Genomic DNA, 20,836 nt, shown 5'->3' with positions numbered 1-20,836 from the left:
TCCAACGGATAGCATTGATAAGCGTGATCGGAGACTACGATTGCGATGTGGACACCCGTCAGCTCGAATACTTCGTCGCCGTCGCAGACGAGCTCAACTTCACCCGCGCGGCAGACCGGGTGTTCGCCGCCCAGTCCACCGTGTCCGCCGGGGTCAGGTCGCTGGAGCGCGAGCTCGGCGGAGCCCTGTTCGAGCGTGACAAGCACCGGGTGCGGCTGACCTCGCTCGGTCGCCACGTGCTGGATGCGGCGCGCACGACCCTCGAGGCCACCGAGCGGATGCGCCTGCTCGCCGACAGCTCAGGCGGCCTCCGCGGCGAGGTGCGCGTCGGGATCTTCACCAACCTCACCAGCATCGACCTTCCGGGGATCATGGGCGAGTTCCACGCACGCCACCCGCTGGTCGACCTGCGCCTCGGGCCGTCGCCGAGCGGGTCGACCGGGCTTGCGCGGGATGTGCGGCTCGGCAGGATCGACGTGGCGTTCCTCGGCCTGCCGGGCAGGGTCCCCGACCTGCTGTACCGGGATCTCGCGGTCTCGCCGTTCGTCGCGGTGCTGCCGGAGGCGCATCCACTGGCCGGTGCGGACGCCGTGTCGCTGACCGACCTCGCCGCGGAACGCTGGGTGGATGCGCGTGAGGGCTTCGGCAACCGGGTCGCCCTCGACCGCGCCATCGACGCGCTCGGGATCGCCAGGCGGGTGTCGACCGAGCTGTCCGACCTGGGGGAGATCCCGCGGTTCGTCGCCGCACGGCTCGGGGTGGCGGTGATGCCGCAGCTCACCGTGCTTCCCGCCGCAGGCGCCGTGGTGGTGCCGCTGGCGGAGCGCATCGACTGGGTGCTCAGTGCGGTGTCGCGCACGCGGCCGAGCGCGGCGGCCGCAGCCATGCTCGACCTGCTCGGCGAACGCTTCGGGCCGGTCGCGCGGCCGGCGGAGGAGTGAGCAGGCGGCCCGCCCTTTCCACAGCCCCGCTCGTGGGCGTACTCTTTCCCCGTCTGACGCCGCATTCTCCCGATCGGAGCCGATCATGGGCTGGACAGCACGGAACCTGACAGAGACGTTCCACTTCCCGACGGGCGTCTTCGCGCCCGCCGCATACGACTTCCCCGACGACAGAACGCGGCACGTGATCTACTTGGGCGGCTCCGGCGTCTCCGACGACACCGGGATCCTGCACGAGCTGTACTGCGGCACGGACGATGTCTGGCACGAGAAGGACCTGATGAACGAGAGCGGTGCCCCGCACTCGTCGTCGCCCCCGAAGGCGTACCTGTTCGTCCTGGAGGGAACGCAGCACGTCCTCTACCTCGGCACGACAGCGGACGGGCACCTGCGCGAGCTGTACCAGGACGACGGGTGGCACGCCAACGACCTGACCCACGATTCCGGGGCGCAGGCGGCGCAGAAGGCGGCGCAGGGATTCGAGTACACGGCGGGACGCGCGCAGGTGGTCGTCTTCCAGGGCATCGACAGGCACGTCCACGTGCTCACGAGGAAGTCCAAGGACGACGGAGACCCCACCTGGGTGCACAAAGACCTCACCTGGGATCACGGCGGACCGCTGTGCGCCCGAGCGCCGGGCGGGTACTCGTTCTCCTCCGGCAACACGATGCACGTCGACTACCTCGGCGACGACGGCCGCATGTACGAGTACACCGGCACCTCGAACCTCACCTGGGGCGAACCCGTCGACATCGGCGCAGGGCTCGACGGTCCCGCGGGTTTCGCCGACGACGCATACCGGGGCTACGGGTTCGCCGCGGACGGCACGCGCCACGTGGATGTGGTGGACACGTCCGGCGACGTGTGGGAGTACAGCTTCGACGGAACCTGGTCGGTCGAGAATCTGACGGCACCGCGCGGGGCGGAGCACGTGCTCGCCGGCACGAGCGTGTCCGCGTACGCGTTCGAGGCGACGGACGCGGTGCCGGTCGCCACCCAGCATGTCGTGTACGCGGGAGGCGACCACCGCATCCACGAGCTGTGGAAAGATCCGACCGGCTGGCACGAGAACCCGCTCACGAACGCCGACGATCCAGGCGCGGAGTCCACGCCGTCGGCGTTCGCCGACCACGCCGGCTCGACGCAGCACGTCTTCTACACGTCCCAGGCGAACGAGATCGTCGAACTGCGCTGGACGGACCGGCCGACGCTGTCGGAGGTGGTGCGGCCACGGCACAGGCTCGACTGAGCGCGGCTCGGGGACGGGCGCATCCCGTGTCTCCTAGGCTGGAGGCACCATGACCGTCTTCGCCGCCATCGTCCTGTTCCTCAACGCCGTCTTCAACGTCTTCGCCTGGCCGCGGTTCTTCGCCAGAGTCGCCACAGACAGCAGGGCACGGGATGCGGCGGGCAAGCCGACTCCGTTCCTCATCGTGCACGGCGTGCTGCTCGGCGTCGCGCTGCTGCTCGCGCTCGCCTCGCTCGTGGCCGGGGTGATGTTGCTGGTCTCCTGACCGGATGGCACCATGAACACATGGCTGTGAACATCACCGGCGACCCTGAGGCTGACGCCGTCCTCGACCAGTCCGCTTTCGCGCTCATCCTCGGGATGCTGCTCGACCAGCAGATCCCGATGGAGACCGCGTTCTCCGGCCCGGCCAAGCTGAAGGACAGGCTCGGCTCCCTCGATCCGGCGACCGTCGCATCCACCGACCCGGAGAAGCTGGTCGAGGTGATGAAGCAGACGCCGGCTGTCCACCGGTTCCCCGGTTCCATGGCCGGGCGTGTGCAGGCGCTCGCCGCGGCGATCGTGAACGACTGGGGCGACGACACCGAGGCGATCTGGACGCAGGGCGACCCGGACGGCCCGGAGATCCTGCGCAGGCTCAAGGCGCTGCCCGGCTTCGGAGAGCAGAAGGCCAAGATCTTCCTCGCGCTCCTCGGCAAGCAGCGCGGGCTGACGGCTCCCGGCTGGCGCGAGGCAGCGGGCGACTACGGCACGGAGGGCTCGTTCCGCTCGGTGGCCGACATCGTGAGTCCGGAGTCGCTGACGAAGGTGCGCGAGTTCAAGCGCGCGGCGAAGGCGGCGGCGAAGAAGGCGTAAGCCGCGCGTGCGACGGCGGCTGCGCCCTGAGCCTCGATCCCGTTTCGGCACTGGCGCCCAGCACGGGATGCGGTCCACACTGGGGCGATGACCGACGAGAGCCGCGATGGCATCCCGCCCGTCGTCGCCACGGCGATCGACGCGGCCAACGCTCACGACACGGAGCGCTTCCTCGACACGTTCGCGCCGACAGGCAGCGTGGACGACTGGGGCCGCGTCTTCACCGGCCGCGAGGCGATCAGGGGCTGGAGCGACGGCGAGTTCATCGGCTCGGCCGTCTCGCTCGACGATCTGCAGTTCAGCGCGGTGCCGGACGGCGTGGCTGTGACCGCGCTGGTCGGCGGGTCCGGGTTCAACGGCCCGTCGACGTTCACCTTCCTGGTGGGGCACGGCGGCATCGAGCGGATGACGATCACCGCCTGACGTCCGCGGCCGCACGATCGCCGCCCGACGCGGCCGTGTCGGTGGTTCCGGATAGGCTCGCTGGCAGCGGCGGCCGCAGGGGCCGTCTGGCGTCGCGGGAGGGAGCGCACGTGTTCCTTCTGGACGGTGTCATCGTCACGAGTGCCAGTGATCTGACCGAGGCGTCGAAGTGCGAGTTCGCGTTTCTGCGCGCCCTGGACGTCAAGCTCGGGCGGCTCGAGAAGACCGACGAGATCGAAGACCCGATGTACGTGCGGTCGTCCCGGTTGGGCGACGAGCACGAGCACCACATCCTGGAGCGCTACCGAGAGCAGTTCGGGGCAGCCGTGGCCGAGATCGAGCGGCCGGAGCGGCTGGACGCCGACAGTCTGGCCGCGGCGGTCGCTGAGACGGCAGATGCGTTCGCGCGCTCCTCAGAGGTGGTCTTCCAGGCCACCTTCTTCGACGGATCGTTCGTCGGGTTCGCCGACTTCATCGTGCGCCGTCCCGATGGCCGCTACCGGGTGCAGGATTCGAAGCTTGCCCGCAGCGCACGCGTCACCGCTCTGCTGCAGCTCGCCGCATACGCCGGTCAGCTCCGGCGCATCGGCGTCGACGTGGAGGACACGGTCGAACTGCTGCTCGGCGACGGCTCGGTGAGCGAGCACCGGGTCTCCGAGATCGAGCCGGTGTACCGCAAGCGCCGCGCCAGGCTGCTCTGGATCATCGAGCAGCATCTCGCAGAACAGGGGCCGGTCGCGTGGGGCGACCCGCGGTTCACTGTGTGCGGACGCTGCGACACCTGCGATGCCGAGATCCAGGCCACCAGAGACGTGCTCCTGGTGGCGGGGATGCGGGTCACCCAGCGGGCGAGACTGTTCGAGTCCGGCGTGTACACGATCGACCAGCTCGCCGCATCCACCGGGCCGGTCGACGGCGTGCCGGACGGAACGCTCGACGGCCTGCGCGAGCAGGCGCGGCTGCAACGGGATGCGGTCGATGGCGCGCCCCCGCCGATCCGCGTCTTCAACGCTCCCGTGCTCGCTGTGCTTCCGCATCCGGACGCGGGGGACATCTTCTTCGACTTCGAGGGCGACCCGCTCTACACCGAGGGGGCGGGGGAACGCTGGAACCTCGACTACCTGTTCGGGCTGGTCGACGAGAACGCCGAGTTCACCGCGTTCTGGGCGCACGACTTCGCAGCAGAACGGGTCGCGCTCGAAGCCTTCCTCGCGTTCGTGCGCGACCGGCGCGAACGCTACCCGAACATGCACATCTACCACTACGCCGCCTACGAGCAGACGCACCTGCTGGCGCTCGCCGCCCGGCACGGGGTCGGCGAGGAGGAGGTGGATGCGCTGCTGCGCGACAGCGTGATGGTCGACCTCTATCCGCTGGTGCGCAAGGCGGTGCGGGTCGGTTCTCGGTCGTACTCGATCAAGAAGCTCGAACCGCTTTACATGGGCGACGAACTGCGCGAGAGCGACGTCACGAACGGCGCGGACTCGATCACCCAGTACGCCAACGCGCGCGACCTGATCGCGGTCGGCCGCGAGGACGAGGCGCAGCCGATCCTGGATGCGATCGGCGACTACAACCGTTACGACTGCGTCTCCACGCTGCGGCTGCGGGACTGGCTGATCGCCAGGGCGAAGGAGAACGGGGTACCGATCGGGCAGGCGCCGGTCGACGATGTCGAGATCGCGCCGGAGGAGTCGCCGCTGCGCGCCGGCCTGCTGGCGTTCGCGGGCGACCCGCTCGATCCGCACCGCACGCCGGACAGGGAGGCGATGGCGCTCGCCGCGGCGGCCATCGACTTCCACCGCCGCGAGCAGAAGAGCTTCTGGCAGTCGCACTTCGCCCGGCTCATCCAGCCGGTCGAGGAGTGGGCGGACAACAGGGACGTGCTCGTCGTGGAGGACGTGCGCGTGCTGCGCGACTGGTATCAGGACGAGGGGCAGCGCGTCGAGCGGCGCGAGCTGCTGCTCAGCGGCCGGTGGGGGCCGGGGAGCGCGATCCGCGTGAGCGAGCGGACGGGCCCGTTCCTGCTCTACGAATACCCCGGTCCGTTCCGGCCACCGCGCTCGCAGCCGGGCGCGCGGGCCGCACGAACGGTGGCGGTGATCGACGCGACCGACGAGGGCGCCGTGGTCGTGCGCGAGACCCTGCCGAGGGACGTGCTGCCATACGACGACCTGCCGAGCGCCCTCACGCCAGCCGGGCCACCGGATGCGCGACGCCTGGCCGAGGCGATCCGCGAGTGGGGCAGCGAACTGCTGGAGGCGCGGAGCGGAGGCCGAGACACGACGCCCGGCGCTGGACTCGTGCCAGAAGTGCGGTCTGAGAGCGCTGCAGCGCACGATTCGCACGAGCCGAGCGACGGCGGCTGGCCGCGCGATGGCATGGTCGACCTCCTGCGGCGCACGCCCCCGCGCACGCGCTCGGGCGCGCTCGCCCCTGAGGGGCCCGCGGACGGCAGCGGGCGGGTCGACGCCGTCATCGCCAGCCTGCTCGACCTCGATCGGTCGTACCTCGCGGTCCAGGGGCCTCCGGGAACGGGCAAGTCCTATCTCGGCGCCCACGTGATCGCCGGGCTCGTGCACCGGCACGGGTGGCGGATCGGCGTGGTGGCGCAGTCGCATGCCGTCGTCGAGAACCTGCTCGACCGGGTCGTCGCAGCCGGGCTGGATGCACGACTCGTCGGCAAGGTCCCCGGCAGCGGCAGCGACAGCGACCGGGATGCGCACGCCTTCACTCCGCTCGAGCACGACGGTCAGCTCCTGTTCGCCCTCGACAACGAGGCGAGCGGGTATGTGGTCGGCGGCACAGCGTGGGACTTCGCCAACGCCGCGCGCATCCCGCGCGACAGCCTCGACCTGCTCGTCGTCGACGAGGCAGGGCAGTTCTCGCTCGCATCCACCATCGGCGCCGGCGTCTCCGCGCGCAACCTGCTGCTGCTCGGCGACCCGCAGCAGCTCCCGCAGGTCAGCCAGGGGCGGCACCCGGAGCCGATCGACGGATCGGCGCTCGGCTGGGTGAGCGACGGGCACGACGTTCTGCCGTGCGAGTTCGGATACTTCCTCGCCGAGAGCAGGCGGATGCATCCCGCGCTGGCGCGCGCCGTGTCCCTGCTGTCGTACGAGGGCAAGCTTCACGCCCACCCAGAGGCGGAGAATCGGGCGCTGGACGGAGTGGCCGCCGGACTGCATCCCGTTCCGGTCGAGCACGTCGGCAACTCCACAGAGTCGCCGGAGGAGGCGGCTGTGGTCGTCGGCATCGTGCTGGACGTCCTCGGGCGCGCGTGGACCGATCCCAGTGTGGGCCGCACGCGCGACGCGCTGCGCGAGGAGGACGTGATCGTGGTCACGCCGTACAACGCGCAGCTCGCTGCCGTCCGTGCCGCGCTCGACGAGGCCGGGCTGTCGCGCGTGCGGGTGGGGACGGTCGACAAGTTCCAAGGGCAGGAGGCCGCGATCGCGATCGTCAGCCTCGCCGCGTCGTCGTCGGCCGATGTGCCCCGCGGCATGTCGTTCCTGCTGATGAAGAACCGGCTCAACGTCGCCGTGTCCCGTGCGAAGTGGGCGGCGTACCTGGTGCACTCGCCCGAGCTCACCGAGTACCTGCCGACCACGCCCACCGGCCTCACCGAGCTGAGCGCCTTCATCCGCCTGGTCGAACAGGACGCATGAGCGGGTCGGGGGCGCGGTGCTACGCTCGTGGCGTGTCACCGGAGGAACTGGAAACACTCGCGCACCTGCGCAGGGCCCGCGACCTGATCGACCGCGAGTACGCGCGGCCGCTCGACGTGCCCACCATCGCGAGCAAGGCGCTCATGTCGCCCGCGCACTTCTCCCGCCAGTTCCGCGCAGCGTACGGCGAGACACCGTACAGCTACCTGATGACCCGCCGCATCGAACGCGCCATGGCGCTGCTCCGATCCGGGATGAGCGTGACCGACGCCTGCATGACCGTCGGCTGTACATCGCTCGGCTCGTTCAGCTCCAAGTTCAGCGAGATCGTCGGCATGAGCCCGACCGAGTACCGGGCACGCGAACACCGGGCCGTGGAGGCGATGCCGTCGTGCGTCGCCAAGCAGCGCACCCGGCCGGTGCGGTCCACGTCGGCCTGACCGGGAAGCGCGCATCCGGTGCTGCCGCGCCGCGCGCATCCATTGCCGATCGAGCAGTTTTGGAGAAGTGCGGACCCGCCCCCGCTTCATACAGTGGACTCATGACCGTTTCACTGCAGTACTACCAGATCACCGTCAGCGACCCCGTGGAGTCGCTCAACTTCTACCGCGACGCGCTCGGGCTCGACGTCGTGCGAGACGTCGAGTCCGGTGGGCACCACTGGATCACTCTCGGCAGCGCCGACCAGCCCGGGCTGGAGATCGTGCTCTCCGACCCGTACGGCGGCCGCTCGCAGGCCGACGGAGACACCATCCTGGAACTCCTCACCAAGGGCGTGTTGCAGAACATCGTCTTCCGCACGGACGACATCGACGGCACGTTCGAGCGGGTGCGCGCATCCGGAGCCGAGGTGCTGCAGGAGCCGATCGACCAGCCGTGGGGCCCGCGCGACTGCGCGTTCCGCGACCCGTCGGGCAACATGGTGCGCATCCAGACCATCCTGCAGCCCGCCTGAACCGCGCGCACGAGTCGTGCGAAAGGCGCGCTCGCGACCGCGAGCAGCGCACCTTTCGCACGACTCGTGCGGCGTTTAACGAGCTTCGGTGTCACATTTCGGAACACGGTTTGGGCATCCGGTGCACAGACGGCAGGCTCGAATAGCCGCCAACCGTTCGCCGGCACACCCCCACCCCTTCACAAGAGAGGCACAGCCATGTCCGAGGCCACCCCGCCCACCCCATCCCTTCCGGAGAAGCCGAAGTCCAAGACCGGCTGGATCGTCGGAATCGGGATCGCGGTCATCGCGGTCGTCGTCGCCGTCGTGCTCATCGTCGTGAACGTGACAGCTCCCGCCTCGAACGGCGCGGAGAAGCGCGTCACCGTGAAGATCGGCACCACCGAGCAGGCAGCCCCGTACTGGACCATCCTCAAGAAGGCCGCGGCCAAGGAGGGCATCGACATCCAGGTCGTCGGCTTCCGCGACTACACGCAGGCCAACCCGGCGCTGGCCGACAAGCAGATCGACCTGAACCTGTTCCAGCACCTGCAGTTCCTCGCGAACTACGACGTGAACGCCAACCAGAACCTGGTGCCGATCTCCTCCACCCAGGTGGTGCCCCTCCCGCTGTACTCCAAGAAGTACACCAAGCTGGACGAGATCCCGCAGGGCGCGAAGATCGCCATCCCGAACGACGCCACCAACCAGGCCCGCGCCCTCCTCGTGCTGCAGAAGGCCGGTCTGCTCACGCTGAAGGACGGCGGCAACACGCTGGCGACCCCCGCCGACATCGTGGCGTCCGACTCGAAGGTCTCCGTCATCCCGGTGGATGCGGCCCAGACCGCGCCCGCGCTCGACTCGGCAGACGGCGCGATCATCAACAACAACTTCGCCCTCACCGCCGGCATCGATCCCAAGTCGGCGCTGTTCCAGGACGACCCGAAGAGCGACACCGCTGAGCCGTACATCAACGCGTTCGTCGCCCGCGCCGCCGACAAGGACAACAAGACCTATCTCAAGGTCGCGGAGCTCTACCACACCAAGCCGGTCACCGACGCGGTGCTGGCCGAGTCGAAGAACACCGCGGTGATCGTCGACCGCCCGCAGTCCGACCTCATCTCCATCCTGGACAAGCTGAAGACGACCATCACGGCGGCGAAGTAGCGCGGATGAGTCCCATCATCGAGTTCCGCGACGTCTCGAAGGCGTTCCGCTCCGGCGACGCGACCATCACGGCGGTCGACGGGGTCAGCCTCGCGATCGAGCGCGGTGAGATCTTCGGCATCATCGGATACTCGGGGGCGGGAAAGAGCACGCTCGTCCGCCTCATCAACGCGCTCGAGCGGGCGACCGCAGGCAGCATCCTGATCGACGGCCAGGACATCACGCAGCTTCCCGAATCGAAGCTGCGCGCTGTCCGGGCCGGGATCGGGATGATCTTCCAGCAGTTCAACCTGTTCCGCTCGCGCACGGTGTTCGGCAACATCGCATACCCGCTCAAGGTGGCGGGCTGGCCGAAGGAGAAGCGCAAACAGCGCGTCGCCGAGCTGCTGGCGTTCGTCGGTCTCACCGACAAGGCCTGGGTCTACCCCGACCAGCTCTCCGGGGGCCAGAAGCAGCGTGTCGGCATCGCCCGCGCGCTGGCGACGAATCCGGCGATCCTGCTCGCGGACGAGTCCACCTCCGCGCTCGACCCGGAGACGACCGCGGATGTGCTGCGCCTCCTCAAGCGGGTCAACGACGAGCTGGGGGTCACCATCGTCGTCATCACGCACGAGATGGAGGTCGTGCGCTCGATCGCCGACCGCGTCGCCGTTCTGGATGCGGGCAAGGTCATCGAGACCGGGAGCGTGTTCGAGGTGTTCTCGTCGCCGCAGACCGGGACGGCGCAGCGCTTCGTCGGCACGGTCCTCAAGAACACGCCGGACGAGACGGAGGTGGAGCGTCTGCGCGGCAAGCACGCCGGACGCATCGTCTCCGCGCGCATCCACGACGACGGGCGCCTGGGCGCGGTGCTCTCGGATGCGGTCGGCAGGCACAACGTGCGCTTCGAGATCGTCTACGGCGGCATCTCCGCCCTGCAGGGCCGCTCGTTCGGCAGCCTCACCCTGGAACTGATCGGCGACGACACCGGGGTGGATGCGCTGATCGCCGACCTCCGCGAGGTCACCGAGGTGGAGGAGGTGGCGGCGTGAACGACTGGAACACCCTCTGGCCGGTGTTCGTGCAGTCCATCGGGCAGACCCTGTGGATGGTCGTGGCGACCCTGGTCCTCGGCGGCGCCCTCGGGCTGGCGCTCGGGGTGCTGCTCTACACGACAAGGCGCGGCGGACTTCTGGAGAACCGTGCGCTCTCGGCGGTGCTGAATGTGCTGGTGAACTTCATCCGCCCGATTCCGTTCATCATCTTCATGACCGCCGTCGCCCCGCTGACCCAGCTGGTGCTCGGCACCTTCCTTGGCACGCCGGCGGCGATCTTCCCGATGACGATCGCGGCGACGTTCGGAATCTCCCGCATCGTGGAGCAGAACCTGATCACGATCGACCCCGGGGTGATCGAGGCGGCCCGCGCGATGGGGTCGAGCCCGTGGCGGATCATCACCACGCTGCTCATCCCGGAAGCCCTCGGCCCGCTGATCCTGGGATACACGTTCGTGTTCGTGGCGATCGTGGACCTGTCGGCCATCGCGGGCAGCATCGGCGGTGGCGGCCTGGGCGACTTCGCGATCTCGTACGGCTATCAGCGCTACAACTGGGCGGTGACCTGGATCGCGGTGATCACGATCGTGATCCTGGTGCAGGCCGCGCAGTTCCTCGGCAACTGGCTGGCGCGGAAGGCGTTGCGGCGCTGACCGGGCTGCCGCGCTCGACGTCCAACCGAGTGGTCCCGAATTGCCGTGGGTGCGTCGGCCCGCACGGCAATTCGGGACCACTCGATTGGACGTCGGCGCGTCGTGAGGCGGCTCAGCCGACGTAGCGGCCGACGGGGCGCAGGCGCAGCGGCGGTTGCTCGTACTCGTCGAGGGCGTGGACGATCCAGCCGACGCTGCGCGCCGTGGCGAAGATCACCTCGCCTGCGTCGTCGGCCATGCCCGCCGCGAGCGAGAGAGCGCCGAGGGCCAGGTCGATGTTGGGATGCAGGCCGGTGCGGCGGCGGACGATGGCGGCGACGTCGGCCGCAGCGGCGGATGCGGCGGCAGTGGATGCGGTGGCGGCGGATGCGTCGGCAGTGGATGCGGTGGCGGCGGCGGATGCGGTGGCGGCGGCGGATGCGGCGGCCGCGCCGCCCGAGCTGGTCGCGGAGGCAGCGGCCGACTCCCCGAGCATCCCGAGCAGTGCCCGGGCCCGTGGGTCGCCGTCCGGGTAGAGTCCGTGGCCGAACCCCGGCACGGGCCCGCGTCCGGCCACCACCGTGTCGGCCACCACGCGTTCGGCCGCTTCACCGGCGACGACGCGGGCGAGCATCCGGTGGGCTGCCCTGCTGGCGTTGCCGTGCAGGGGCGAGTCGAGGGCGCCGAGTCCGGCCGTGACCACCGCGTACGGGTTGGCGCGGGCGGATGCGGCCGCGCGCGCCGCGAGCGTCGACACGGCGAGGTCGTGGTCGAGCAGGAGCACGAGCGCTGCGTTGAGCACGGGGAGCACGGGGAGGGCGGGGAGCGCGGGGAGGGCGGAGAGGGCGGGGAGGGCGGTGGGCTCAGCGCCGGTCAGTGCGGCCCACAGCCGAGCCGCCAGCGGTGCGGGCGTCTTCAGCGGGTCAGCACACCGCCGCGGCAGCGCATCCACCATCCCCGCCACCAGCCCTTCCGCCGCTCCCACCACCGCCGCCCGGTCGAGCGAGTAGCGGAGCGGGTCCGCCGCCGCCAGCGCGGTCACGGCCACTTGCTGCCGGTCGCGCGTCGTCGCGGCGGCCGGCAGCGCATCGCCCACCTGTCGCGCGGCGTCGAGCCCCGGTCCGGCGGAGAAGGCCGCGGCCGCATCCCAGTCGCCGGTCAGCGCCCAGCGGGCCACGGTCTCGAACGGTTCGGCGATCAGCGAGGCGGTGTTGCGTCCGCGGTAGAACAGCTCGCCGTCCTCGATCAGCGCGAACGAGGTCTCGACCACCATCAGCGGGCGCCCGTCCGAGTGTCCGTGCGTGCCAGAGACCGGTCGCCTGCGCCGGTCGCTCGCGAATCGCTCCACCTCCAGCGGGTCGAACGTCGAACCGTCGGGGGTGCGGATGCGGTCCAGCCGTCCGCGGGCCACATACGCGTACAGGGTCTCGAGCTTGACCCCGAGGCGCTCCGCCGTCTGCTCGGCGGTGAGGCGGGGGAGTGATCGGTCGTCCGCCGCAGCGGGCACAGCTCGCTTCACAGCCACCTCCACATTGACGAGATCAACGTTGACGCACGGATGATCCATGCTCATGCTCATACTATGCAGAACCACCGGATGGACGACACCCTCATCGACGTGCCCCGCGGCCTCGCCAACGTGGTCGCAGCGGAGACGGCGCTCGGCGACGTGCGCGGTCACGAGGGCTTCTATCACTACCGCCAGTACTCGGCTGTCGAGCTGGCGAGCGAGCGGAGCTTCGAGGAGGCCTGGCACCTGCTGCTGTTCGGCACGCTGCCAGGCACGGCCGAGCTGGCCGCCTTCCGGGAGCGCGTCGCGCGGGCGCGCACCATCCCGGACGAGGTCACCGCGCTGCTCCCTGTCATCGCCCGTCTGACCGCAGACGCACCGGATGCTCTGGCCGGGGTGCGCATGGCGCTCGCCGCCGTGGCCGCCTGCGACCGCATCCGCCCGCTCTACGACGAGGACGTGGACGCGAGGATCGCCGACGCCGTCCGGATCAGCGCCGTCACCCCCATGCTCCTCGCCAGCCTGCACGTGCTCTCCACCGGTCGTGTCCTGCTGCGCAGCCGCGACGACCTCGGCCACGTCGCCAACTACCTCTACCTGGTGACGGGCGAGGCTCCGGATGCACGCAGCGAGCACGCGGTGAGCGCGTACATGACCGCGGCGATCGACCACGGCTTCAACGCGTCGACGTTCACCGCCAGGGTGATCGCATCCACCGGCGCCGACCTCGCCGCCGCGGTCACGGGCGCGCTCGGATCGCTCTCCGGGCCGTTGCACGGCGGCGCCCCGAGCAGGGCACTGGACACGCTCGACGAGATCGCGACGCCCGACCGCATCGACGAGTGGGTGACAGGCACAGTGCAGGGCGGCGGCCGCATCATGGGCTTCGGCCACGCCGTGTACCGCACGGAGGACCCGCGCTCCAGGATGCTGCGCGGCATCGCTGAGGGGTTCGGCGGGGCGCGGGTGGAGTTCGCCGTGCAGGTCGAGCGCCGGGTGCAGGAGCTGCTCGCCGAGCTGAAGCCGGGCAGGGAGCTGCACACGAATGTCGAGTTCTACGCAGCGATCGTGATGGAGGCGTGCGGCATCCCGCGGTCGATGTTCACGCCGACGTTCGCCGCGGCGCGTGTGGTCGGCTGGACCGCCCACATCCTGGAACAGGCGGCGGACGGCAAGATCGTGCGGCCGTCGTCGCGCTACGTCGGGCCCCCGGCACCGGAGCCGCTGCCGGAGCGCGCGGCCCCGACCGAGCGCGCGGCTGCGACCGAGCGCACTGCCGCGACCGATCGCGCTGCCGTCACGCCACCAGAGCGCCGATGAACGACACGGCGCCGAGCAGCGACAGGGTGCCGCGTGCGGTGTTCGCGTGGCTCCAGCGCCGCTCGAACGCCGCGTAGCCCGCTCCGTCCCTGCTGGCAGCCAGCCGGTTGTTCAGCGGCACGTTGACGGACGCCGTCACCAGGAAAGCCACGACCCCCAGCACGCCGCCGACGATGGCGAGCACCGCCTCGGTCGACGGCAGGCCGGGGAACGCCGCGAACACGGCGACCCCAGACGCGAGAGCCGAGCCGAGGAACACCACCATGAACACCGAGCGCACCGCGAACACGTTGATGCGGTTCATCGTGCCGGCGGCATCGTCGGGGTCGGCGCCGCGCAGAGCGGGCATCACCATGGTGGAGAAGCCGAGGTAGACGCCGCCGGCCGCCGCGGTGGTGAGGGCGGCGATGCCGACGACGATCGCGAGGAAGGGGTCCGTCATGCCTTGAGGGTAGCGCGCGGAAGGGTCATCCTGGAGGGGAGGTGGTCGGGATGCGCGGAGCGGTCAGGCAGGTGGAGTGGGTCGGCGACGACGATCCCGAGCGGCTGGAGGCGGCCACGATCACCCTCGCGGCCGACCGGCTGGATGCGCTCGGCACCTCGCGCACGGCCGATTACGTCACGAGCTGGTCGCTGGAGACCGGGCCGGGCTGGGTGACGAGCAGACTGGACGTCGCCGTGTCCGGCCGCGGGTTCACACGCCGTCTGGCCCTGGCACGGGATGCGCGTGGCCGCTGGACGAGCGAAGTCACCCAGGAAGGCACCCGCCGCTACCACGACGAGGACCTTCCCGACCCCGGCATCTCCGAGGCGGATGCACGCTCCGGCGCCCTCGACGGCGCGGACGATTGCGACCTCGCGCTCTGCCCTGTCACGAACACCATGCCCATCCTGCGGCTCGGCGCCCACCGGCGCGCCGTGCAGGAGACGGCCTTCGTGATGGCGTGGGTGTCGCTGCCGTCGCTCGCGGTCATCCGCAGCGAGCAGGTCTACAACTCGCGCCCGTTCGCCCCGGGGGCCGGGCACGCGGTCGTCCGCTACAGCAGCGCGCTCCGGGACTTCACCGCCGACCTCACCGTGGACCAGGACGGTGTGGTCATCGACTACCCGCAGCTCGCCCGTCGCATCCGCACCCGCCCCTAGCGGCAATCGAGCCCAGGGTTCTTCACCTCAAAACGCGTGCTTGAGGTGATAAATCCTGGGGTCGATCGCTACGGCGTGGGGGCCAGGGCGTCGTACTTTCGGAACGCGCCCTGGACGCGCACGACGGTGGCGACCAGGACCATGATGATGAGGCCGCCGAGCAGCGGAGGGAACCACAGGGCGCCGGTGAGCGCGAGCAACCCGATGTACAGGTCGCCGAGGCGAGGGCCGCCGGTGACGACGACGGTGAAGACGCCCTGCAGCCGGCCGCGCATCGCATCCGGGGCAGAGGCCTGCAGGATGGTCATGCGGAAGATCGAGCTGATGTTGTCGGCGGCGCCGGAGCCGGCCAGCAGCAGAGCGGCGACGATGAGGGCAGGCAGGTTCGCGTCGGCGAAGTTCTGTCCGCTGCTGCCGAGGCCGGAGAACGCGATCACCGCCAGCACGATGCCGAAGCCCAGGATGCACGCGCCGTAGACCACGATCGCCCTCCCGACCGCGCGGCCCTGCCAGCGGACGTGCCCGAGCCGTCCGGAGAACACACTCGACAGCAGCGTCCCGACCGCTCCGGCGGCCGTGAGGATGCCGACCGTCACCGGTCCTCCGCCGATCAGCAGTGCGCCGACCGCGGGGAACAGCGCGCGCGGCTGCCCGAAGGTCATCGCGATCAGGTCGAGCACGAACGTCATGGACAGGTTCGGCGCCGTCTTGAGGAAGCGCAGCCCGTCGAGCACCCCGGCGAAGCCCGCCCGCTGCCGCTCGCCCTCCGGGACGATCCTGGGGAGCGTGAAGATGCCGAGGAACGCCGCGGTGAAGAGCAGCACGTCGACCGTGTACGTCCAACTGATGCCGACGCTCGCGACCAGCAGTCCGGCCAGGGCAGGGCCGATGGTCACCTGCACACCGAACCCGATGCCGCCGAGCGCACTCGCCGCGGGCAGCAGGCGTGCGGGCAGGAGCCGGGGCGTGATGGCCTGCCTGGTGCCGCCGATGACGATGGTGGCGACGGCGTTGATGGTGGTGAGGATGTAGAGCGGCCACACCACCTGGATGTCCAGCCAGGCGAACGTGGCGATGCCGGCGGTCGACACCCACGCGACGATGGCGGTGACCAGAGCGACCAGACGGCGGTCGAACGCATCCGCCAGCACGCCGCCGTAGAGGCCGAACACCACCATCGGCAGCAGCGCGAACAGCGCGACGGCCGAGACCGCGAGGGTCGAGTGGGTGAGGTCGTAGATGTGCAGGCCGACGGCGACGACGGTCATCTGACCGCCGATGCCCGCGATCGAGCCGCCCAGCCAGAGCCGGGCGAACGCGGGGGACTCCTTCAGCGGGGAGAGATCGACGAAGTGACGGCGACGCGCGAGCGTCGTATCGTCGGGCTCCTGTGGTTCGCGCCCGCCGGCGCTGTTCGGTTCGGTGCGGGAGCCGGTCGGCTCGCCGGTCAGAACCGGGGCTTCTTGCTCAGTGCGACGGCTGCGGTGGAGAAGACGACGCCCGCGGCCATGATCGTGACCGTCACGCCCTGCAGCAGCGTCTGCCAGAACGGTTCGAACGGGGTGACGGACACCCAGAGCCAGAGCACGGCACCGATGAGCGTGATGACGTAGCTGAACGTCTTGCTCGCGTAGAGCGCGTTGAGCGACACCACGGTGCCGGCCACGAAGACCTGGAAGAGCGGGAGGAACGCGTGCGGGTCGCCGCTCCAGGTGAAGACGAGGCTGATCACGAAGAAGACCGCGGAGACCAGCACGACGATGGTCGCGAGGAGCTTGCCGAGCGGGCCGGGCAGGACGGCGCTCAGGCTGCGGACGAGGCTGCCGTGCTCGTCGTCGACGTCGGCGGTGCGGGGTTCTTCAACGTGTGTGCTCACGTCCACGATCCTAGCGCCGCACCCCCGCCAGTCCGAAAAACGGCACAGGTCGCCGACCTCTCCGTCGAGGATGCGGGCGGCCGAGGATATGGTGAAGGCATGTGGCGAGTGCGGGTGCGACGGGTCGACGAGAAGGTGGCCAGGCGCGTGAACGCGCGGAAGACGGGGCAGGGAGTCGACCGATTCTGGCGCCTGGTGTCCAGTGCGGCCAACCACGGCAAGCTGTGGTTCGCCGCCGCCGCCGTGCTGATGCTGCTCGGCAAGCCACGCGCTGCCGCACGCGGGCTGGCGTCGCTCGGCGTCGCGAGCCTGGTGGCGAACCTGGTCGGCAAGCGGCTCATCGGCGGCGAGCGGCCGGCGCTCACCTCCATCCCGATCAGCAGGCGGCTGCAGCGCACGCCCACGTCGCCGTCGTTCCCGTCTGGTCACACCGCTAGCGCCGTCGCGTTCGCGACCGGCGCTGCGCTGGAGTCGCCCGCATCCGGAGCCGCCCTCGCACCGTTGGCCGCCGGGGTCGCGTACTCGCGGCTGCACACCGGGGCGCACTGGTTCTCGGATGTGGCAGGGGGAGCCGCCATCGGAGCGGGCGTGGCCATCGCTCTCAAGGCCGCCGTCCCCGTGCCGAAGCCGTCCACTCTGCTCAACGAGGCGCCGCCGACCGCGGAGACCGTCGAGCTTCCCGCGCTCGCCGACGGGGACGGAGCGTTCATCGTGGTCAACCCCGGCTCCGGCCGCGGGCTGGGCCGGCCGGACCCGCGGCCCCTGATCGCCAAGCGCCTCCCGAAGGCCGTCATGCACGAGCTGTCCGCCGGCGACGACTTCGCCCAACTGGTGGATGTGGCCATCGCGTCCCCGAATCCGCCCCGCGTCATCGGCATCCATGGCGGCGACGGTTCTGTCGGCGCGATGGCGACCATCGCACGGAAGCACGACCTCCCGCTGCTGGTCTTCCCCGGCGGCACGTTCAACCACTTCGCCAAAGCCGCCATGCTCGACAGCGTTGACGTCGCCATCGACGCTCTGCAGCGGGGCCAGGGGCGCGCGGTCGACGTCGCCGACCTGCGCTTCGCGACGGGGGACCCCATCACGGTCCTGAACACGGTCTCCGTCGGCATCTATCCGTCGTTCGTGGAGGAGAGGGAGAAGCACGAGAAGCGGCTGGGCAAGCCGGTCGCCGCCCTGATCGCCGCCATCCGCGTGCTGCGCAGCAGCAGCCCGCTGCGAGTCGAGATCGAGGGCGGCCGCCGCACGATCTGGTCTGTCTTCGTCGGCGTCGGCCGGTACTACCCCGTCACCGCTGCGCCCATCGAACGGAGGAGGCTCGACGACGGCGTCCTCGACGTGCGCGTGCTCTTCGCCGGTGGCAAGCCCAAGACGCGCGGGGCCGTGGCGCTCGCGCTCGGCGGCCGCATGGACGCGCTGGCCGCACGCCTGCCGTTCCTGCAGGGCCCGCCGGTGCTCGACGCCTTCACCGGGACGGGGCTCACGATCCGCTCACGCGAAGACGACCCCGGATACGCCCACGACGGCGAGGCGTCAACGGAGACCCCGGGCGGCACGGACGACGACGGCGCCAAGCGCCTGAACCTCACCCTGGTGCCGGGCGGCCTGCGCGTGTACTCGCCTGCGCAGCGCGGGGAGTGAGCCGACTCACTCCACGTTGACGTCGGCCACCGCCTTGTCCAGCCGGAGTCCGCGCCACGACGGCTGACGCAGCCGCTTGGTGGGCGTCCACTCGGCGAACTCCACCTCGCCGACCAGTTCGGGGCGCACCCAGTGCGCATCCCTCGCGTCGGCGGAGGGGATGTCGGTCAGCGGGCTCGTCTTCCTGGGATGCGCGGCGAGCCGCTTCGCGAGGTCGTCCAGCATCGCGTCGGTGAACCCGGTGCCCACTTTGCCGACGTAGCGGAGCCCGTCGCCGTCCGGGATGCCGAGCAGCAGTGCACCGACGCCGTTGGCACGGCGGCCGTTGCCCGGCGTCCATCCGGCGATCACCACCTCCTCCATCCGGTGGTGCTTGATCTTGATCCAGGTGCGCGAGCGGCGCCCAGTGGCGTATGTGCCGTCGCGCTGCTTGGCCATGACGCCCTCCAGGTTCAGGTCCCTGCTCGCGTCGACGGCGTGGCGCAGGTCGCCGTCGAACGCCGGCGGCACCTGCACGGGGTCCTTCTTCGGCGGCCGGAGCACGTCCTCGAGGGTCGCGCGGCGCTCGTCGTAGGTGTTCCTGCGCTGGTCATGGCCATCGAGTTCGAGAATGTCGAAGACCAGGTAGTGCACGGGCGCGCGCGTGACCGCCGCATCCACATCCCCTGGCCTGGTGAGGCCCATCCTGGTCTGCAGGAGGCCGAAGTCGGGGCGTCCCGTCGGGTCGAGCGCGACGATCTCGCCGTCGAGGACGAGGTCGTGGCCGTGGGCGAGCGAGGTGAGAGTCGCCAGCTCTGGGTATGCGACGGTGACGTCGTTGCCGTTGCGGGTGCTCAGCCGCAGCGCGTCCCCGCGCACCTCCGCGATGGCGCGGATGCCGTCCCACTTCATCTCGAACGCCCACTCGGCTTCGTCGTGCACGTCCTTCTCCGAGCCGAGCGTGGCGAGCATGGGGGAGATGGGCTCCTTCGCCTTCTGCGTGGCCGTCGCCTTCTGCGTGGCCGTCGCCTTCGGCGTCCCCTTCGCGCTCGCCCCGTCGTCCTTCATCAGGTGGATCAGCCAGTTCTGCTCCGCCTTGCCCTCCCCACCCGTGTGGATGAGGGCGAACCTCCTGTCGCCGCCCAGCCCGCCGCCCTTCGTGCCGTGCAGGGTGACGATCACCTCGTCGTCCCGCCACTTCTCCAGGTCGTAGTCACCCGCATCCCAGATCGTCACGTGTCCTGCGCCGTACTCGCCGTGCGGGATGTCGCCCTCGAACGCGCCGTACTCGAGCGGGTGGTCCTCGACGTGCACGGCGAGATGGTTCTGGCCTGGGTCGGTCGGTGGCCCCTTGGGGAGCGCCCAGCTCACCAGCACGCCGTCGTGTTCGAGCCGGAAGTCCCAGTGCAGCCGCCTGGCGTGATGTTCCTGGATCACGAACGTGCGCCCGCTGGTCGAGTGCTCCAGCTTGTCCGGCACGGGTTCCGGCGTCTTCGCGGCGTCGCGCTTGCTGCGGTAGACGGTGAGCCTGTCCTCCGCGGCGCCGTGCACGTCCTCGTCGAGGTGCCCGGCCGAGAGGTCGGCGAGCGGGTCGCCCCTGCGTTTCACCCGGGCGAGCACCTCGGTGTATTCGAGCTGCGCCAGGTCTTTCCGCGCCAGCTCGCGCCAGGTGCGCGGCGCCGCAACCGTCGGGCGGAACCGGCCGCGCAGCGAGTACGGGGCGATCGTCGTCTTGGCGCCGTTGTTCTGGCTCCAGTCGACGAGCACCTTGCCGGCACGGAGCGCCTTCTTCATGTCGCTCACCACGAGGTCGGGGTGGTCGGCTTCGAGCACGCGGGCGAGCTCGTGTGCGACGGCGGACACCTGGTCGCTGGTCTGACCTCCGTCGAGCGCCGCATACAGGTGGATGCCCTTGGACCCGCTGGTCACCGGCATCGGGTCGAGCCCCATGTCGGTCAGGATGCCGCGGGCGAGCACGGCGACCTCGGCGCAGTCGGCGAGCGTGACACCCTCGCCTGGGTCGAGATCGAGCACCAGCCTGTCCGGGTTCTTCTGCGTCCCGTTCCGCGACACCCGCCACTGCGGGACATGGATCTCCAGCGAGGCGATCTGCGCCAGCCAGATGAGCGTGGCCCTGTCGTTGACCAGCGGATAGTCGTTGCTGTGGCTCTTGTGCGTGATCGTGCGCCGCTTCACCCAGCTCGGCGTCGACGAGGAGTCGAGGTTCTTCTGGAAGAACACCTCGCCGGGCTCGTCCGGCGTGCCGACGCCGTGCACCCACCGCTTGCGCGTGGCGATGCGATCCCGGATGTGCGGGAGCATGACCTCCGCGATGGCGTTGTAGTAGCCGATCACGTCGGCCTTGGTCGTGCCGGTTTCCGGGTACAGCACCTTGTCCAGGTTCGTCAGCTTCAGCCGGTGACCGTCGAGCTCGACGACTTCGGTGTCCGTGGAGGCCATG

At 70.3% G+C, this 20,836-nt stretch carries 19 protein-coding genes; 14 read left to right on the top strand and 5 right to left on the bottom strand.

All coding sequences use genetic code 11. The annotated features are described in order from the left end of the window. The first annotated feature begins 47 nt into the window (after nt 1–47). The 11 genes from ACYVGI_RS09010 to ACYVGI_RS08960 all read left to right on the top strand — a co-directional run bounded on the left by ACYVGI_RS09010 (nt 48) and on the right by ACYVGI_RS08960 (nt 10,924). A complete protein-coding gene (locus ACYVGI_RS09010; protein WP_460632258.1) occupies nt 48–941 on the top strand; it encodes a LysR family transcriptional regulator in 894 nt (297 codons plus the stop codon). Nucleotides 942–1,026: 85 nt separating this feature from the next. Further along, complete coding sequence (locus tag ACYVGI_RS09005) at nt 1,027–2,190, top strand: hypothetical protein (protein ID WP_460632257.1); 1,164 nt, start codon at nt 1,027–1,029, stop codon at nt 2,188–2,190. Nucleotides 2,191–2,239: 49 nt separating this feature from the next. Then, nucleotides 2,240–2,455, top strand: a complete 216-nt coding sequence (locus tag ACYVGI_RS09000; protein ID WP_460632256.1) for an SCO4848 family membrane protein — start codon at nt 2,240–2,242, stop codon at nt 2,453–2,455. Nucleotides 2,456–2,475: 20 nt separating this feature from the next. Further along, nucleotides 2,476–3,045 carry an HhH-GPD-type base excision DNA repair protein gene (locus ACYVGI_RS08995; RefSeq protein ID WP_055895828.1) on the top strand — a complete coding sequence of 190 codons (570 nt, stop codon included), beginning with the start codon at nt 2,476–2,478 and terminating at the stop codon, nt 3,043–3,045. Nucleotides 3,046–3,132: 87 nt separating this feature from the next. After that, complete coding sequence (locus ACYVGI_RS08990) at nt 3,133–3,468, top strand: nuclear transport factor 2 family protein (RefSeq protein WP_055895830.1); 336 nt, start codon at nt 3,133–3,135, stop codon at nt 3,466–3,468. Nucleotides 3,469–3,578: 110 nt separating this feature from the next. Continuing rightward, complete coding sequence (locus ACYVGI_RS08985) at nt 3,579–7,136, top strand: TM0106 family RecB-like putative nuclease (protein WP_460632255.1); 3,558 nt, start codon at nt 3,579–3,581, stop codon at nt 7,134–7,136. A 32-nt stretch (nt 7,137–7,168) separates the two neighbouring features. Continuing rightward, nucleotides 7,169–7,576: a helix-turn-helix transcriptional regulator gene (locus ACYVGI_RS08980; RefSeq protein ID WP_460632254.1), complete on the top strand. Its 408-nt coding sequence runs from the start codon at nt 7,169–7,171 to the stop codon at nt 7,574–7,576. 101 nt (nt 7,577–7,677) lie between these two features. Then, nucleotides 7,678–8,091 (top strand): VOC family protein, encoded by a 414-nt coding sequence (locus ACYVGI_RS08975; protein ID WP_460632253.1) that lies wholly within the window; start codon nt 7,678–7,680, stop codon nt 8,089–8,091. A 198-nt stretch (nt 8,092–8,289) separates the two neighbouring features. Continuing rightward, nucleotides 8,290–9,237 carry a MetQ/NlpA family ABC transporter substrate-binding protein gene (locus ACYVGI_RS08970; RefSeq protein ID WP_460632252.1) on the top strand — a complete coding sequence of 316 codons (948 nt, stop codon included), beginning with the start codon at nt 8,290–8,292 and terminating at the stop codon, nt 9,235–9,237. Nucleotides 9,238–9,242: 5 nt separating this feature from the next. Continuing rightward, nucleotides 9,243–10,268, top strand: a complete 1,026-nt coding sequence (locus ACYVGI_RS08965) for a methionine ABC transporter ATP-binding protein (protein WP_460632251.1) — start codon at nt 9,243–9,245, stop codon at nt 10,266–10,268. Then, nucleotides 10,265–10,924, top strand: coding sequence for a methionine ABC transporter permease (locus ACYVGI_RS08960; RefSeq protein WP_460632250.1), 660 nt, complete (start codon nt 10,265–10,267; stop codon nt 10,922–10,924). The genes ACYVGI_RS08965 and ACYVGI_RS08960 overlap by 4 nt, the downstream gene beginning before the upstream one ends. Nucleotides 10,925–11,036: 112 nt before the next feature. On the opposite strand, the gene ACYVGI_RS08955 is transcribed toward ACYVGI_RS08960, so the two are convergent. Further along, nucleotides 11,037–12,476 carry a citrate synthase gene (locus tag ACYVGI_RS08955; protein ID WP_460632249.1) on the bottom strand — a complete coding sequence of 480 codons (1,440 nt, stop codon included), beginning with the start codon at nt 12,474–12,476 and terminating at the stop codon, nt 11,037–11,039. Nucleotides 12,477–12,485: 9 nt separating this feature from the next. On the opposite strand from ACYVGI_RS08955, the gene ACYVGI_RS08950 reads away from it, so the two are divergent. Further along, complete coding sequence (locus tag ACYVGI_RS08950) at nt 12,486–13,733, top strand: citrate/2-methylcitrate synthase (protein ID WP_460632248.1); 1,248 nt, start codon at nt 12,486–12,488, stop codon at nt 13,731–13,733. Here ACYVGI_RS08950 and ACYVGI_RS08945 read toward each other — a convergent pair. Beyond that, complete coding sequence (locus ACYVGI_RS08945; protein WP_460632247.1) at nt 13,711–14,175, bottom strand: anthrone oxygenase family protein; 465 nt, start codon at nt 14,173–14,175, stop codon at nt 13,711–13,713. The genes ACYVGI_RS08950 and ACYVGI_RS08945 overlap by 23 nt on opposite strands. 50 nt (nt 14,176–14,225) lie before the next feature. Between ACYVGI_RS08945 and ACYVGI_RS08940 the strand changes: the two genes are divergently transcribed. Next, nucleotides 14,226–14,876, top strand: a complete 651-nt coding sequence (locus ACYVGI_RS08940; RefSeq protein ID WP_460632246.1) for a putative glycolipid-binding domain-containing protein — start codon at nt 14,226–14,228, stop codon at nt 14,874–14,876. A 68-nt stretch (nt 14,877–14,944) separates the two neighbouring features. Here ACYVGI_RS08940 and ACYVGI_RS08935 read toward each other — a convergent pair whose 3' ends face one another. Both ACYVGI_RS08935 and ACYVGI_RS08930 read right to left on the bottom strand, forming a co-directional pair. Continuing rightward, nucleotides 14,945–16,210, bottom strand: a complete 1,266-nt coding sequence (locus ACYVGI_RS08935; protein WP_460632427.1) for an MFS transporter — start codon at nt 16,208–16,210, stop codon at nt 14,945–14,947. Nucleotides 16,211–16,323: 113 nt separating this feature from the next. Then, entirely contained in the window at nt 16,324–16,752 is a 429-nt protein-coding gene (locus ACYVGI_RS08930) for a hypothetical protein (RefSeq protein WP_460632245.1), read from the bottom strand. Nucleotides 16,753–16,851: 99 nt separating this feature from the next. Here ACYVGI_RS08930 and ACYVGI_RS08925 point away from each other — a divergent pair, with 99 nt between their 5' ends. Next, nucleotides 16,852–18,396: a bifunctional phosphatase PAP2/diacylglycerol kinase family protein gene (locus ACYVGI_RS08925; protein WP_460632244.1), complete on the top strand. Its 1,545-nt coding sequence runs from the start codon at nt 16,852–16,854 to the stop codon at nt 18,394–18,396. Between the two features lie 6 nt (nt 18,397–18,402). Here ACYVGI_RS08925 and ACYVGI_RS08920 read toward each other — a convergent pair whose 3' ends face one another. Beyond that, nucleotides 18,403–20,835 carry an ATP-dependent DNA ligase gene (locus ACYVGI_RS08920; protein WP_460632243.1) on the bottom strand — a complete coding sequence of 811 codons (2,433 nt, stop codon included), beginning with the start codon at nt 20,833–20,835 and terminating at the stop codon, nt 18,403–18,405. Between the last annotated feature and the right edge of the window lies 1 nt (nt 20,836).

Source organism: Leifsonia lichenia, assembly GCF_054780215.1.
Note: the sequence above shows the minus strand (reverse complement) of the source record. Positions and strands in the feature narration are given on the sequence as shown.